General features: G+C 43.6%; 12 protein-coding genes and 1 tRNA gene. 2 read left to right on the forward strand and 11 right to left on the reverse strand.

The window, feature by feature from the left end:
- Positions 1-283: 283 nt before the first annotated feature.
- Entirely contained in the window at positions 284-1627 is a 1344-nt protein-coding gene (locus MmiHf6_RS04580; protein WP_316558524.1) for a tRNA pseudouridine(54/55) synthase Pus10, read from the reverse strand.
- Between the two features lie 20 nt (positions 1628-1647).
- The gene (gene engB / locus MmiHf6_RS04585) at positions 1648-2379 is read right to left on the reverse strand and encodes a GTP-binding protein EngB (protein WP_316558525.1); all 732 of its coding nucleotides are present in this window, start codon (positions 2377-2379) and stop codon (positions 1648-1650) included.
- A 173-nt stretch (positions 2380-2552) separates the two neighbouring features.
- Here engB and MmiHf6_RS04590 point away from each other — a divergent pair, with 173 nt between their 5' ends.
- Positions 2553-3311: a Nif3-like dinuclear metal center hexameric protein gene (locus tag MmiHf6_RS04590; RefSeq protein WP_316558526.1), complete on the forward strand. Its 759-nt coding sequence runs from the start codon at positions 2553-2555 to the stop codon at positions 3309-3311.
- Between the two features lie 156 nt (positions 3312-3467).
- Here MmiHf6_RS04590 and MmiHf6_RS04595 read toward each other — a convergent pair whose 3' ends face one another.
- Together MmiHf6_RS04595 and MmiHf6_RS04600 are read right to left on the reverse strand one after the other, a co-directional pair.
- On the reverse strand, positions 3468-4916 hold the full coding sequence (locus MmiHf6_RS04595) for a right-handed parallel beta-helix repeat-containing protein (protein ID WP_316558527.1): 1449 nt from the start codon (positions 4914-4916) through the stop codon (positions 3468-3470).
- 502 nt (positions 4917-5418) lie between these two features.
- Positions 5419-7041, reverse strand: a complete 1623-nt coding sequence (locus MmiHf6_RS04600) for a sodium:solute symporter family transporter (RefSeq protein WP_316558528.1) — start codon at positions 7039-7041, stop codon at positions 5419-5421.
- Positions 7042-7278: 237 nt separating this feature from the next.
- Here MmiHf6_RS04600 and MmiHf6_RS04605 point away from each other — a divergent pair, with 237 nt between their 5' ends.
- A complete protein-coding gene (locus MmiHf6_RS04605) occupies positions 7279-7572 on the forward strand; it encodes a hypothetical protein (protein WP_316558529.1) in 294 nt (97 codons plus the stop codon).
- Positions 7573-7662: 90 nt separating this feature from the next.
- On the opposite strand, the gene gyrA is transcribed toward MmiHf6_RS04605, so the two are convergent.
- The 7 genes from gyrA to MmiHf6_RS04640 all read right to left on the reverse strand — a co-directional run bounded on the left by gyrA (position 7663) and on the right by MmiHf6_RS04640 (position 16163).
- Entirely contained in the window at positions 7663-10302 is a 2640-nt protein-coding gene (gene gyrA, locus MmiHf6_RS04610) for a DNA gyrase subunit A (protein ID WP_420891323.1), read from the reverse strand.
- Positions 10303-10478: 176 nt separating this feature from the next.
- The gene (gene gyrB, locus MmiHf6_RS04615) at positions 10479-12533 is read right to left on the reverse strand and encodes a DNA topoisomerase (ATP-hydrolyzing) subunit B (protein WP_316558531.1); all 2055 of its coding nucleotides are present in this window, start codon (positions 12531-12533) and stop codon (positions 10479-10481) included.
- An 861-nt stretch (positions 12534-13394) separates the two neighbouring features.
- Entirely contained in the window at positions 13395-13667 is a 273-nt protein-coding gene (locus MmiHf6_RS04620; protein ID WP_316558532.1) for a hypothetical protein, read from the reverse strand.
- 401 nt (positions 13668-14068) lie between these two features.
- Positions 14069-14506: a PPC domain-containing DNA-binding protein gene (locus tag MmiHf6_RS04625; RefSeq protein WP_316558533.1), complete on the reverse strand. Its 438-nt coding sequence runs from the start codon at positions 14504-14506 to the stop codon at positions 14069-14071.
- A gap of 163 nt (positions 14507-14669) precedes the next feature.
- Positions 14670-15143 carry a peptidylprolyl isomerase gene (locus MmiHf6_RS04630; protein WP_316558534.1) on the reverse strand — a complete coding sequence of 158 codons (474 nt, stop codon included), beginning with the start codon at positions 15141-15143 and terminating at the stop codon, positions 14670-14672.
- 122 nt (positions 15144-15265) lie between these two features.
- Positions 15266-15350, reverse strand: a tRNA-Ser gene (locus tag MmiHf6_RS04635).
- A 126-nt stretch (positions 15351-15476) separates the two neighbouring features.
- Positions 15477-16163: a peptidylprolyl isomerase gene (locus tag MmiHf6_RS04640; RefSeq protein WP_316558535.1), complete on the reverse strand. Its 687-nt coding sequence runs from the start codon at positions 16161-16163 to the stop codon at positions 15477-15479.
- Positions 16164-16213 lie beyond the last annotated feature (50 nt).

The following is a 16213-nucleotide window of genomic DNA, read 5'->3' on the forward strand; positions in this document are numbered from 1 at the left end:
ATACCTTATTGTCCTTTTAATAGAGGGTATGGACTCAATTGAATTTGAACGTACGATTGAGTCCACCACAATTATTTTTCAAATTGCAACTTTATAAATATCTTAATTATATATAATTGTTCTCGTCAAGGTTTTTCAAAAAAAAATGATTTAAAATCGTGCCTCTATGCATCTATTTTAAGACATATGAGTAAAATAATTCTTTGATTAAAAGAATATTCCAATAAACTTGTATCTTTGGAAAGTGCTATTTTATTGGTGCGTCCATTTTAAAATTATGTCTTCATTCAATATCAGCAATGTCAACGTCAATAACATCCAATTCATCGACTTTCGCGCCGATACCCAAAAGTCCCGAAATGCTCGGAACGGTTCTTCCCTCATCGCTCGACGTTAATTCTTTGACATAAAGGCCGCCGTCGCAATGAATCTTGACCCATGCGACATCAAAAGTTCCGTCCGGTTCTGATTTTTCAAATTCGGCGGAATGCACCGTTCTGTTTCGGCACAAATCGGCTCTTCTGTGTTTAACGCGGTTGGGCGTATTCTGGTTGATTTCTTTTCCTTCCAATTCTTTTAAAACGGATCTCAAAGAGTCTTCCGTCACGGGAGATTCAAATTTGATTTTCAAACGGTACGTTTTCTTCGCTTTTTCCGTTTTCAATTTTTCAACCATATCTTTGCCGCAAAGCGCAAGGTTTGAAACTTCGACTTTTCCGGCGGCGTATTCGTTGATTTCTTTTTCAAGCGCCGCCAAGTCTAATGTTCTGATAATCGGCGCTTTGGCTTCCAAAACGAACGGTCGCCCGGTTCCGAGCATGAGCGCATCAATGTCTTCTCGGCCGGCGCCGTGGAAGACAACATCTTCTGATTTTGACGCCTTCCAGAGCGGGTAGCCTGCAAGCTCGCCGACGGACTCGGGATACTGCTTGCCTGTTCCGCCGCAGTTGTCGCATCCTTTGCCGTGGCAGTTTCGGCACGGCCATTTCGTCTGCGGAATGCCGCGGACCTTCTTTTGGTACCTGCCGTAAATGTAAACGGAGCGGATGTTTAAATCGACTTCTTTTTTGGCGATATCAAATGTTACCATAATGTCGGGATTGGAAAAGGCAACCGTTTTCCCTGTTTTTTGGGAAATGATTTTTCCGATTTCACGATTGAGCTCACTCTTCAGCTGCTCGGCATAAGCAGTTCCCGCCTGTTCCCACAAAATTTCTTCGTTTTCGCTGAGAAGGCCGCTGAGTTTGGTGCCTGCCAAAAACGTTTCATATTCAATGCCCTGCAATTTTTCAACAGCCATGTCCGCCCAGAAATCCAAATTTTTGAAAATATCCAAACAAACCCAGCATTTTTCAACGACAGGCTCGCCCTCAATTTCCGTTTTGTTTTCTTTTGCCAATGTTTTTTGAGCGTGAATGCTTGAGGGCGCCATTTCCATCAGAAGCGCGTCATCTCCGCTGTCTTTGAGGCGGCGGTCGGCATCCATTGCAAGCGTCAATTTGACAGATTTGCCGCGCTCGTCATTGGAAAGCCCTGTTGATAATTTTGCAAACTGGCGTCCGAGACAGTGATCACAAATCGGTCCTTCCGCCACGATTTTTTCCGCGATTTCAAGAATTGTCGTCATTTTTTCTCTCCTTTCCCCTCTCATTTGAAATGCTTAAACAAGTCATCACGTTTCATTTTATGGAATTCGTTTTTCAAATGCGAAATCAGCGGTCTGATGTCTCCGCCGCGCGCGCTGACGGGCGCCACAAGCGCGCCGCTTTCTTTCCAGGTTCCTTCGCCTCTGTCGTATCCGAAAATTCCAACGACATCATTCAACAAATCGTCTTTTTCATCATCTTTAACGCGGTCCATTTTGTTAGCGGCAATAATTGTGATAATTTCCATTTCTTCCAAAAAGTCGTGCAGTTCCAAATCAATCGGAATTTCATCGCGCGAATCCCAGCGCTCCGTAATTTCAACAAAAGCGGGTCCGTCAATCACTTGAACGGCAATCATGATTCGATCGGCGTGTTCTTCAATATAGTGAACAATATTATCTTTCACGTCATCCGATTTTTCTTTGGTGACGCCTGACATGAAACCGAATCCGGGCATGTCGGTAATTAAAAAGTCGTCAAAATAAAGATGTGTCGGCTTCAGCGTCACACCCGGGCGCTTGCCCGTTCTGACATTTCGTCCGGTCAGATTTTTCAAAAGCGTTGACTTTCCGACATTTGAGCGGCCGACAAAAACCACTTCAAAAGTGACGGCATCGTTCTTCTTTTCGATTTTTTCAATCGCTTTTGCTTTTTGGCGGGTTTTGAGTTTCGCTAAATTTTTCTTTCTTTTAATGCCGTGTTTCGGCTTATGGGACACGGGAGGGTTTGTCATATTTATGTCTCTTTTCCTCTTTTATTTCGGCGGTGATTGGAGATTGATTTTCTTTGATCAATCGTCATAATTTTAAATTAATTTTAAATTTATTTTAAATTCATAATTTGAGGTTGAATCAGGTTGAATTATTGTCGTCTTCTATTTAAAGGATGCAGACCTTTTTTAAAATTATGAAACAAGAGGAAGTTATTTCACTTTTAGAACAAATCGCGCCGCCTGAAATCGCGGATGATTTCGATTGCGGCCGCATCGGAATGATTTTGGATTTGTTATTTACAAAAAACCGTGAAATCAATAAAATCGCCGTAACGCTTGATGTCACAGACGAAGTTCTTCAAAAGGCGGCGGCTTTTAAAGCTGATCTTTTGATCTGCCATCACACCCCGCTTTTCCATCCAATCATGACGATTCCCGAATTTTTGGCAAAACGCCTGAAAATCGCGTTTGACAACAACATTTCCATTTACACGATGCATACCAATTACGACAACGCCGAAGGCGGGATCAATACAGCTCTTGCCGACATTTTCAATGTCAGAAATACATGCATGACCGATTTCGGAATCATCGGAGACATCGATCCGATCGAATCAAAAGACTTTGCCAAACTCGTTTCTGAAAAGTTAAATACGCCGCTTCTTTATGCCGGCGACAAAACCGTTCAAAAAGTCATGATCTGCGGCGGCAGCTGCCTCAACCGACACGCGCTTGCAATCGCCAAAGCAAACTGCGTTGACGCGTTTTTATCTTCGGAATTAAGACACAGCGATGTTTTGCGCGAGCGCGGCGATATGACAATCATTGATGCCGGCCATTACGCAACCGAAAATCCCGGAATGCGCGTTTTGGCAGAGCGGTTGAATAAAGAAATCGGAGACCGAGTTGAAATTTTGTTTATTGAGGACGATCCCGGTTTGAAATCCGTTTGATTTTTATTTTTCAATTTTTCAATCTATTTTCATTTTTTTGTTTTTTCAATCTATTTTCTTTTTTCAATCGTTCCATTTTTTTCAGTTATTAATAAAAATGAAAAATGAAATCACCTCTTTAAGAGATGATTTCAAATCTCAATTCATTTTCATTTATCAGCAGGCTTCAACCCACATGATTAATGTGCCGTCAACATTTCCGGTGCTTGCGTAATCGGTCGGAACTTTTAAGACAACTTCCGAAATTTCAGTCGTTCCCTGTCCGACAACTTTTTCGTAGTTCGGCCAGAAAGCGTTGTCAATCCAAAGTCCTCTCTTGTACAAGTCATCAGATGAACTTGTTACTTCCGCGGTCACTCGGACATCGACTCCGCCGCTGTTTGTAATCTCAAGTTCTTTCGGAGCGCTTGTCTGTCCTGCGGCCAAGTCGCCGAAGTCAAGAGAATCAATCGAGAACGAAACAGAAACTGCTGACAAAATGTTTGCCGTCATTGAAATGGAGTTTCCTGTTTTGCCGGGCTGCGTCGGGTCAACAGGGTCGACAGGATCAACGGGGTCAACCGGATCAACAGGTCCGCCTGCGCCGATGCCGTATGCGGAAATTGAATCCGTTAACGGGTAAAGGTCCGCATATTTGTCCAAAATTGATTTTTGAGTGCTTCCGATGCCGTTGCCGTTTGTATCGACGCCGTCGTAATCATCGCCCCAGTAATTGCCGGCTTTTCCCGTCCAGGATTTTCCGCCGTAAGATAATTCCACGTTGGTCGGGCTGTTAAAGGAAAAGCTTTCGGGAAGCGTTCCGTAACTTGCGACATTTGCACCTTTGTTGTTGTAAATGTCATTCAAATAAACAACATTGTTTTCGCCGGCATTGTAAATGTAAATGCCTTTTTGCGTGTTTCCTGAAATCGTATTTTTGGTAATGACGACGTTTTCGGAATCAACTCTCCAAATGCGGATGGCTTCTCCGGCGTTATTCGTAATCGTATTGCCTTCAATCAAAGCGTTGGTCGCATTTTCAAGACAAATGATTCTTGCAGCGTTTCCGCTTCCGGAAAGTCCTGATATTGTGTTTCCGATGAGCTGAACATCGGCAGCCGTTACATGGATTGCGTTTGTGAAGCCGTCCATATTTCTGACAATGTTATTTTTGAAAACAGCACCGTCTTTGGCAAGCTTAATGCCGTCTTTATGCGTTAATCCGTCAAAAATACAGTTTTCAATGAGTGCGTTTGCTGCATTTGTCTGAAGATTAATGCCGTTGGAACCGTTTGCAATTGTCACATTTCTGATAACGAAGTTTTCTTTTTTCGGAATGATTGTGTAACCGCCCAAATCCAAAATGACGTTTTCTTTGTTTTCGCCTTCAATCGTCAATGTTTTTCCGATGCTGATATTTGCCGCTGTTTCATAAGTTCCGGCGCGGATCAAAATCGAGTCGCCGTCAGAAGCGGCGGTAATTGCTTCAGGAAGTGTTTGGAAATCTGCTCCCGTGCTTCCGACAGTCCACTCTTTAGCGGCGGCGGTTCCGGTCAAAGCAAGCAGGATCAAAAAGGAAAGCAAAAGAACTTTCCCGAATGTTTTAGTTTTGTTTGTGTTTTTCATAGTTATCCTCTTAATGTTTTTATTTTTCATGTCTGATTTTTAAGATGGCAGCAAACTGCAGACAAAAGTTTGCTTCAAAACACAGTAAAATCATAAACGTTAATAGGCGTTCCGATTTTTTCAAAATCGATAACTATATCAACGAAAAATAGAAATCCGATTTATACAATTCAACAGATTGCGATTTTAAAATGAGTTGAAACTGAAAACAAGGAAATTGAAAAAAAGAAAATTGAAAAAAAGAAAATTAAAACGAAATAAAAAGAAAATTAAAACGAAATAAAATGAAAAACAAAATAGAGTAAAAAACAAAAAATGAAAGCGAAAATGAAAATGAAAGCGAAAATGAAAATGAAAGCGAAAAACAGAACAAAAAGAAAAATCGAAAAACAAAAAAATCAAAATTAAAGCAGAATCGAAAACAAAAAAACGAATTGAACAAAATATTAAATTGAAAAGAGAATTAAAACGGGATGTATTTCCCGTTTTCAAAATTTCATTCTTATTTTTCTGCGTTTCCGGCAAGCTCCGGCCATTTCAAAACTTTTCCGTCCGTGTCCGTCAGCGGAAGCGGCGGGTGTTTCTTTTGGGTGAGCAGGGAAACGGCAAACATTGCAATGCCTGAGAAAAGCCACGGGACGAACGTGAAATAAATTTCCCATTCGGCATCCGACGGAACAATGACAAGAGTTCCGGCCTGAATCGATAAATAAGCGCATCCCAAAATCGAAAAAGAAATTCCGACAAGCATTGACGCGATTCCGCCCGGAACATTTGCTTTTTTCCAGAACAATCCGCAGACGACAGCCCAGAAAAGACAGGCGAACAGAAGTGTAAAGCCGAAAATCATCAAATCATACAAACTGACGGCAAGCATACTGATGCCGATACAGAACACGCCGATGACGACGACTAAAATCTTTGTCAAACGGATTGCTTTTTTATCCATTTCTTCCGTTCGTTTTTCGCCGACGGTTCCGGGAATCAAAACGGTTGAAATAACAGCGGCCGATGCAAAAATTGTCGAACTCGATGTTGACATGATTGCCGCCATCAAAGAGCCGATGAAAATTGCCATCGGCAGCGGATGAAGCAGTTTCTGAGCAAGCATCGGGACGATCACTTCCGAATCGTTTGCAAGCGTCGCAACTTCTGCGGGCGTGAAGAAGTCAAGCTGAAGCATCACAATGCCCAAGAGACCGATGAAAATCGGACCGAGACCGGCAACCCAGTAAAGACCGGCGCCTGCCAAAAGGCCGCCTTTTGCCGCTTTTTCATCTCTTGCAGTCAAAACACGCTGCGTAATGTCCAAAGATGCCAAACTGCCGAGACCCATGCCGCACCAGGCGGCGGCCCAAATCAGAACGCCTTTCAATGTGCGCGTGATACCGCTCGGATGGTCCGGATCGGCTGACGGAAGCAGTGTCCAGAAGTCGTTTGGCGTATTTTCTTTGATAATTCCGAGTCCCGAAATCATATTGTCCAAATTGACGGCAAAAGTCGCGCCGCCGCCGGCTGCAATGTAACAAATTGCCGCGGGAATCAACACAAGCAAACCTAAAATAATAATCACGGCCTGAATGTTGTCGGTCCAAATCACAGCAAGCATTCCGCCCATATAAGTGTAAATAATAACAATGCCGCCGGCCAAAAGCATACTGATCCACGGTTCAACGCCGATGAAAAGGTTCAGCATCTTGCCGATGGCAACCATTTGAACAGCCGTCCAGGCGATAAGCGTCGGAACGGAGAGAATAGAAGCAACATAAGCACCGCGTTTTCCGAAACGGATGCGGTACATTTCGCCCAAAGTTCCCATTTTCATCTTTAACAAAATCGGAACCATAAACATAGCCATAATAATAAGCGTGATGCCGGAAGCCCAAGGATCGGCGATTGTGCCTAAATTATAAGAATCTAAAGCTGCACCTGCGCCGCCCATCACCGTTCCGCCGCCCCAGAATGTCGCAAAAAGCGTTCCGCCAATCAAAAGAGCGCCGACATTTCTGTTTGCCACCAGATATCCTTTTGAAGAGGATGATCCGATTTTTTGAGTCAAGAAACCGATAACAAGCATTGCAGCGAGATAAACCGCAATGATGATAATTTCTATACCTATTTCCATAATTTTCCCAAAAACGTAAAATTAGATTCAGGTCTTAAACATTACGTTTCAAATCACGAAAATTGAACAATTTCTTCAAAGAAAAATGACATTCCGATTTTCAAGAAGAGAATCACCGAAAAAAAAGAGAAAGTTTTTTAAACTGAGTTTCTCTTTTTCAGTCTTTTTTGTATCAAAATTTTGATCGCGTCAGCCTGGCGGCTGCCGCTTACAAAATTTCAAGGCGGGAGGAGGGCGGTGTTTGTAAAAAATCGCTTCGCGATTTTTCAGGCTTCGCCGGTTTGCAGTTGGAGGGCGGTGTTTGTTTCCGCTTGGAGGGAGGTGTTTGTTTCCGCTTGGAGGGAGGTGTTTGTTTCCGCTTGGAGGGAGGTGTTTGTTTCCGCTTGGAGGGAGGTGTTTGTTTCCGCTTGGAGGGAGGTATTTATTGAAAAAATCGCTGCGCGATTTTTTTGCAGCTCCGCTGCAACACTTCGCCGCGCGCGAACTGCATCATTTTTCAAAAAAAAGTTAAACCCGACAGACAGGTTTTGAAAAAGATAAATCAAAAATACGACCAAAATTTATTGAAAAAAGAAAACCGTAAAAAAGAATTAACGAGATGTCAAAACATCTCGCTCATATTCATTCTTCATTATTGTTGTCGAGATCTTCCGCTTCAGGCTCGGCATCAAATGTCTGCTGCGTAAATCCGGCATCGGTTTCAGCCGAATCGTTTGAATCGAATTCTTCGCCATCGTCATCGGGTTGCTTCACCGCCGCGACGCTGACAACTTTGTCGTTGTCGGCAAGCTTCATGATGCGGACACCTTTGGTATTTCTGCCCTGTGCGCGGAGTTCTCCGACACGGATCTTGATGATGATTCCTTCGGCACTCGTAATGATTAATTCATCGTCTTGGCCGACGGATTTCACCGCAACGACTTGGCCGTTTCTGTCATCGGTGACGATTGACATAACACCCTGAATGCCGCGATGCTTTTTCATGTATTCATCAAAGAGAGTCACTTTTCCGAAACCGTTTTCGGTAATCGTTAAAAGCGCTTCTTCCGTGTTGACAACATCCATGCTGACAACAGCGTCGCCCGGCTTTGACAGGCGCATGCCCATCACACCGCGCGCGGATCTGCCCATCGGGCGGACTTCTTTCTCATCAAAACGAACCGCTTTGCCGCCGCGCGACACGATCACAACTTCGCGGCTGCCGTCGGTTTGAATCACATTCACGAGTTCGTCGCCGGGCGCAAGCGTTGTTGCAATAATTCCGGCCTTTCTCGGATTCTTAAAGTCGGTGAGCGGCGTTTTCTTGACCGTTCCTTCTTTCGTCACCATCATCAAATATTGGCCTTCCTTAAATTCGGAAACCGGAATCGATGCCGTCACCGTTTCATCTTCTTTCAAATCCAAGAAGTTGACAATCGATTTGCCCTTAGAAGTTCGGCTTCCTTCCGGAATTTCATACCCTTTCTTCCAATAAACACGTCCCTTGTTCGTGAAGAACAAAATGTAATTGTGCGTCGACGAAACAAAAAGATTCACGACAATGTCTTCTTCTTTCGTTTCCATGCCGATGATTCCCTTGCCGCCGCGGCGCTGGCGCGAATACGTGTTGGCAGACAAACGCTTGATGTAGCCGCGGTTGGTCATCGTGATAATCACATCTTCTTTCTGAATGAGATCCTCATTGTCGATATCAAAGCCGCCGTGAATGATCTGCGTTCTGCGATCATCGCCGTATTTTTCTCTCATTTCCAAGAGTTCGTCGCGAATGATTCCGTATTTGATTTCATCGCTTCCGGCAATCTTTTCCAATTCACTGATTTTTGTCAAAACTTCTTCAAGTTCATCTAAAATCTTCTGAATTTCCATGCCGGTAAGCCTTTGAAGTCTCATTTCCAAAATCGCTTTAGACTGAATCTCATCCAATCCGAACTTTTCCATCAAACCGACTTTCGCGGTTTGCGCATCTTCGGACGCTTTGATCAATTCAATAACGGGATCAATATTATCAAGCGCAATTTTCAAACCGTTTAAAATATGTTCGCGCTCGCGAGCGGTTTTCAAATCATGAAGCGTTCTTCTCTGAACAACTTCCATTCTGTGCTTCAAATAAATTTTCAAAAGCTGGCGAAGTCCCATCACGCGCGGAACACCGTCAACGATCGCCAAATTGATGATGCCGAAGCTTGTTTGAAGCTGCGTGTGCTTGTAAAGCTGGTTCATCAAAACGCTTGCGTTCGTTCCGTTCGTGAGTTCCATAACGACACGAATACCGTCGCGGTCGGATTCATCGCGAAGATCTGAAATGCCGGTGACTTTTTTATCGCGGACAAGCTCGGCAATGTTTTCGATCAATCTCGCTTTATTGACCTGATAAGGCAATTCGGTCACAACGATTCGTTCGCGGTTGCCTTTCATTTCTTCAATGTGAGAAACCGACTGAATACGAACGCTGCCGCGGCCTGTTTTGTAAGCGTTGATGATTCCTTCGTTGCCCAAAATAACCGCGCTCGTCGGGAAGTCCGGACCTTTGATCACTGTCATCAATTCGGGAACATCCGCCTCGGGATTGTCGATCATCATAACGGCTGCGTCAATGACTTCCGTTAAATTGTGCGGCGGCATATTTGTCGCCATGCCGACGGCAATACCGGTGGAGCCGTTGATCAGTAAACTCGGAAGTTTTGAAGGCAGCACGGACGGTTCTTGAAGCGATTCGTCGTAGTTGGGGCGGAAGTCCACCGTGTCCTTGTCCAAATCTTCAAGCATCTCGGCAGAAATCCTTGCCATTCGCGCTTCCGTATAACGCATCGCGGCTGCTTCGTCGCCGTCAATGGATCCGAAATTGCCCTGACCGTCAATAAACGGATAGCGAAGGGAGAAGTTCTGCGCCATCCTGACCATCGAATCGTAAACGGCAGAGTCGCCGTGCGGATGGTACTTTGCAAGCACGTCACCGACGACGTGAGCCGATTTCTTCGGCGGCTTTTCATAAACCATACCGTTTTCCTTCATGGAAAACAGAATTCTGCGGTGAACCGGCTTCAAACCGTCGCGGGCATCAGGCAGCGCGCGGCCGATAATCACACTCATCGCGTACTGAATGTATGAATTTTTCATTTCATCATTCAATAAAATGGGACGAACCGAAACGCGTTCTTCATCGACGATTGGAATTCCGTCATCTTCGCCGTCATCCCCGTTGCCGTCGTTGTCATTGCCCTCACCGTTATCGACAGCTGCGGTTTTCATTTCGTCTTCCATTTCGTCGGGAAGCTCGGAACGGCGGATATATTCATCAAGAACTTGCTGTTGCTGCGCGTTCTGATTGTTTTGCCGATCATTTTGCTGATTGTTTTGCTGATTGCTTTGTTGGTCGGTGTGTTGATTATTTTGTTGACCGTTTTGCTGATTATTTTCATCCATCTTTGGCGCCTCCATCAGATATCCAAGTTCACCACTTCTTTGGCGTGCGCCTGAATGAATTCTTTTCTCGGAAGAACTTCATCGCCCATCAAAATCGAGAAGATTTCATCAGCGGCAATCGCGTCTTCGATCGTTACCTGAAGCAAGGTTCTTGTTTCCGGATTCATTGTGGTTGACCAAAGCTGCTCGGGATTCATTTCACCAAGACCTTTGTAACGTGAAACCGTCACGCCTTTGTCTCCGACTTCTTCGAGTTTTGCTCGAAGCTGTTTATCGTTGTAAGCGTAATATTCGGATTTGCCTTTCTTGATTCTGTAAAGCGGCGGCTGCGCGATGTAAACATAGCCGTTGTTGATCAAATCCGGCATGTAGCGGAAGAAGAATGTCAGAATCAAAGTTCGAATGTGCGCGCCGTCGACGTCGGCATCGGTCATGATGACGACTTTGTGGTAGCGGAGCCTGTCCAGATCCATGTCGTCTCCGAGACCTGCGCCGAGCGCGGTGATGAGTGACGCGATTTCGGCGTTTTTGAGCGCTCTGTCCATTCTGGTTTTTTCCACGTTGAGAATTTTTCCTCGGAACGGAAGAATCGCCTGAAACGCTCTGTTTCTGCCCTGTTTTGCGGATCCGCCGGCGGAATTACCTTCGACGAGATAGAGTTCGCAAAGAGAGGCGTCGCGCTCGGAGCAGTCGGCTAATTTTCCGGGAAGCGTGCTGACTTCAAGCGCGCTTTTTCTGCGGGTGAGCTCTCTGGCTTTCTTGGCAGCTTCTCTGGCTTTCTTGGCAAGAAGCGCTTTTTCCAAGATGGCGGTTGCGACTTTCGGATTTTCTTCGAAGTATTCGGAAAGCCCTTCCGTGACGAGTGAATCGACAATGCCTTTGATTTCGCTGTTGCCGAGCTTTGTCTTCGTTTGGCCTTCAAATTGCGGCTCTAAGAGCTTGACGCTGATGATGGCAGTCAAACCCTCGCGGATATCTTCGCCGCTCAAAGAAGCCCCGTCTTTGGTGTCTTTATCGAGGTTATTTTTCTTGATGTAATCGTTTGCGACACGGGTGAGCGCGGACTTGAAGCCGACTAAGTGGGTGCCGCCTTCTGTTGTGTTGATGTTGTTTGCGAAAGAATGAACGTTTGAGTTGTAACTTTCCGTGTACTGCATGGAAATTTCAACGTCGGTTCCCTCTCTTTGGCGTTCAAAATAAATGGGATTTTCATGAAGAATGTTTTTGCCGCTGTTCAAATATTTGACAAACTCTATGATGCCGCCTTCGTAACAAAGGTCGTGATATTTTTCTTTGGTTCCGAGCGTGCGTCCGGACTTCTTTTTGCCGCCGCTGCTTTCTTCTTCATCGCTTTCGTCAAATTCAATTTCGGCGGTGAGGTCGGAATCGTCTTCGGCAATGTCTCCGAATTCGTCTTCGATTACTGCTTCGGGAATTCTGAGATCTTCGGTGATGATGTGAATGCCTTTGTTCAAAAACGCGAGTTCTCTCAATCGGGTGAGAAGTGTGTCATATTTGAAGTCGACTGTTTCGAAAATCGTTTTGTCGGGCATGAACTGAATTGTCGTCCCGGTGGAACCGCTTTCGTATTCGCCGACGACTTCAACACCGGATGTCGGGATGCCGTATGCGAAGGTTTGGCGGTAGACTTTTCCGTCTCTTCGGACTTCGGCAATCAGCCATTCGGAGAGCGCGTTGACGACGGAAACACCGACGCCGTGAAGGCCGCCCGATACTTTATAAGAGTCTTTGTCGAATTTTCCGCCGGCGTGAAGGATCGTTAATACGACTTCAAGAGCTGGTTTTTGATATTTCGGCTGAATGCTTACGGGAATGCCTCGACCGTCATCGATAACGGTAACGCTGCCGTCTTCATTGATTGTCATGCGGATGTTTTTCGCGTATCCGGCAAGCGCTTCGTCGATACTGTTGTCTACGACTTCGTAAACAAGGTGGTGAAGACCGCGCGAGTCCGTGCTGCCGATATACATGCTCGGTCTTTTTCGGACAGCTTCAAGGCCTTCTAATACTTGAATGCTGGAGCCGTCATATTTTTTCTGTTCGTCCATAAAGTTTCCTTCGTGTGTTTATTGTGTGTGGTTCTGTAGATTTTTAATTTTAATTTAAAATTTAATTTATAATTTTAATTTATGATTTTATGTAAAAATGGTTTAATCTAAAAATGATAAATTTGATTTTAATGACAAATTTGATTTTTAAATGATAAGTTTGATTTTTTTGAAAAATCCAAAATTTTTGAGATTTTTCACGCGTTCGACAGAATGCGATTATTTCTGCCGTTTCGGGTTTGGTTAAAATTTAATGGTGTATGCTAATGAATATTATTTTTTCTTGAATTTTTCATTTGAAATAGAGTTCGACAGGTTCTGTTTTCAGAACAGTTTTTGTTTCAACAAAGAAATCAATTGTTTTTTCAAAATAATTTGAAATTTTTGAAAATTATTTCAAAATCAGTTTGAAAAATTAAAAGAAAACAAATTTAAAATTGAATCTTTTGAAATGAATTTGTCATCGAATTAAAACCGATTTAATATCGCATTCAAAAGAGCCTTTTTTTGTTTCAGAAATCTTTGTTTTATTTTACATATTTCAATGACAAAAAGAGGGTTTCAACGTATATAAATATACTCATTCACTTCGTTTTTCCAATGACGATTTTGTGACGCGGAAAATAATTTTATTTTTTATATTTGATGAAATTATTTTTAAATCTTTATGATGTTTTAATTTTCATCCTTTCAATGTTGTTTTCCATGTTTGATTTTATTTTTCATATTTTCGGGTAAAGATTTTTTTGAAAATTAAACAAAATTGCGGTTGGATTTTTGGTTATTTTTTTTGGTAAAATGGTCGGCTCGCGCGCGGCGGCGCGGCAAAAAGTGGCGAAAAAAAATCGCTGCGCGATTTTTTCATAAACACCTCCCTCCAACTGCAAACAGAAACCTCCCTCCAACTGCAAACAAACACCTCCCTCCAACTGCAAACAAACACCTCCCTCCAACTGCAAACAGAAACAGTAAGGTAACTGCGCCCACGTTCGCGTTAGCGAACGGATTACGATTAAAATGAGCAGATACAGGCGGAAGCGCAAGCCTGATTGGCAGCATCAATTTAAAAGACAGTTGCAGATTAACAGGCTTAGCAGGAACCGTCAGCAGCAAAAGACAGTCGCAGAAATGCACTTTGCAAGAGCAGGGAAGTAATTAATGATCAGCGGTTTTAGAATTTTTGTTTCGAATGGGAAGAATCCGCCAAGTCTCGTTTCCTCCGCTTCGCTTCGGAAACTCAACTTGCGGGGGCGGTTTTTTAAATTTTATTCAATTTAAACTCAATTGAAACATCGTTTTTATCAAAATTATTCAAAAACGGAACGCCAATTTTTAATAAAATCTATTTTTAGATTTAGGGTTTTATCGGGCGTTCAGGTTCAACGATTTTCTTAAAGTTGGATGTTTAGATTTTCCGTTGAAAATTAAGTAAAAATACAGGGTGAGTTTGAAAAATTATTAAAAATGAAGCGGCTCACGCGCGGCGCAGCGACTAAAATAAAAATGAATTGAATCAAAGCGCTTGATTCTTGATTTTACTTAAAAGTAATCGGTGAATATCCTTCAACATCATTCCAAACGCGCTCCGCCTCAAATCCCGTCAATTCAAAAACAAACGCTTCAATCACCATAAAGATTTGATTTTCTTTTCTGACACACCCGATTCGCCCGTCTTCGGCGCGCCCGATCCCTGCATGAAGATGAATGACAGGCTCACCCTTTTCTCTGAATAAATTGCCGACGCCGACGATTTCATGCGCTTCTTCAAAATTAATCCACATTTTGTTCGGCGGGCGCTCATTCTTTTTCGGCCCGACAACCAAATTGCCGGCTTCGATTGCGCCAAGTAAAACAAAAGTCGCCGCTTGAATATTTTCAATTTCCGCGAGCTTTTTGAGCGATTCCAATAAATATTCGCCGTGATCCATTCTGACGGTAAAGACGCGGCCGATTTGTCCGACTCTGTAATCCATGAAAAAGAGTTCTTGTTTTTGGTTTAAAAAAGTATTGATAAACGAAAAGATAAATGAAAAGATAAACGAAAAGATAAATGAAAAGATAAACGAAAAGATAAATGAAAAAGAAAAGAATGAAAGTGAAATGATTCGACTTTCATTTAAATTATTTTTTAAGAATTCAGACAATTGTTGCCTTAACGATTTTAACATCCTGCATCGGTTTGTCGCCGCGTGCGGTTTTGACGTTACCGATTTTGTCAACAACATCCATGCCTTCAACGACTTCGCCGAAAACGGGGTGCTTGGAGGATCCCGGGGGCTTGTCCCAGTCAAGGTATGTGTTGTCAACGAGGTTGATGAAAAACTGGCTGCCGCCGGAGTTCGGGCCTGCGTTTGCCATCGAAAGTGTGCCGCGAACGTTGGAAGAGCCTTTCACGAATTCATCGGGAATGGAGTAGCCGGGACCGCCCATTCCGTTTCCGTTCGGGCAGCCGCCCTGAATCATGAAATTCGGAATCACGCGGTGGAAAATGATGCCGTCGTAAAAGCCGTTTTCAATAAGCTGTTTGAAGTTGCCGGCAGTAACGGGCATGTTGTCGTACAATTTGATTTTAATGTTTCCCATAGTGGTTTCAAGTAAAACGTCTGTCATATTTTATTCTCCTTTTCTGTTTTTCGTTTGGTTCAATAATTTAGTTCAATTAATTATAAAAATGCAATTAAAATGCAAAACGAAAATAAATTTAAAATAAATGAATTAAATTAAAAATAAAGCGCGGAGAGGGAGATTTGAACTCCCGAGGTGCGAGGCACCACCGGTTTTCAAGACCGGCGCCGTGGGCCGCTTGGCTATCTCCGCAAAGAGATATTCGCAGTAAACTGCAACACATAAACATGATTCGGGTATATAATTATTTTTCAAAAATAAATCCGAAAAGTAAACGAAATAAAATTTAAAATAAAAGAATTAAAAAGAAAAGCAGAATTACTCTGCTTTTTCAGCCTTCTCTTCTTTTTTAACGGTTTCAACGTAGCGGATTTCTTTCAGGTCGGTGTTTTCCAAAACTTCGTTGGCCAACTTTCCTTTCATGAAAAGCCATCTCTGGTTGAATGTGATTCCCGTCGGGATTTCAATGTCGGCGACATCGCCGTTGATTGTCACGTCAGCTTCCTGAACGCCTGTGTAAAGCGCGAAAAGTCCTTTGATTTTGTCTTCCGGCGTTTCCAAAACGGCTTCAACTTTGTAGCTGTAAACAACAGGTTTTCCGGCAAGCGGACTGTTGAAGTCAAGTGTTGCGCGGCGACCGATGACTTTTGTCACGACGCCCTGGCGTCCGTCCTGTTCAATGACCATGCCGATTTGAGCGTTTCCGTCTTTGAATTTGGATGTGGAAACGGATTGGATCAAATCTTCTCTGGGCATGCCGAAAGCATCTTCGGGCGCAATTGTCACTTCGCCGGATGCGCCGGCTTCTTTGCCTTCCAATTCCTTGTCAAGGCCTGCAATGGTGTGGCCGTAGCCGATGATGATCACGTCGCCGCCGTAAAGACCCTGCGGTGTGTAAACGCCTTCTGCTTTTGCAACTTCTTCTTCGGTCGTGTCAAAGACTTTACCGTCTTCCATTTTACCGGTGTAATTTAACCGGATAAAATCTCCTTTCTTCAATGCCATAATATCACTTTCACGTTTAAGAGCGAATCCTCTGATTCATAATTGAATAA

The organism is Methanimicrococcus hongohii (genome assembly GCF_032594095.1).
Taxonomy (GTDB): Archaea; Halobacteriota; Methanosarcinia; order Methanosarcinales; family Methanosarcinaceae; genus Methanimicrococcus; species Methanimicrococcus hongohii.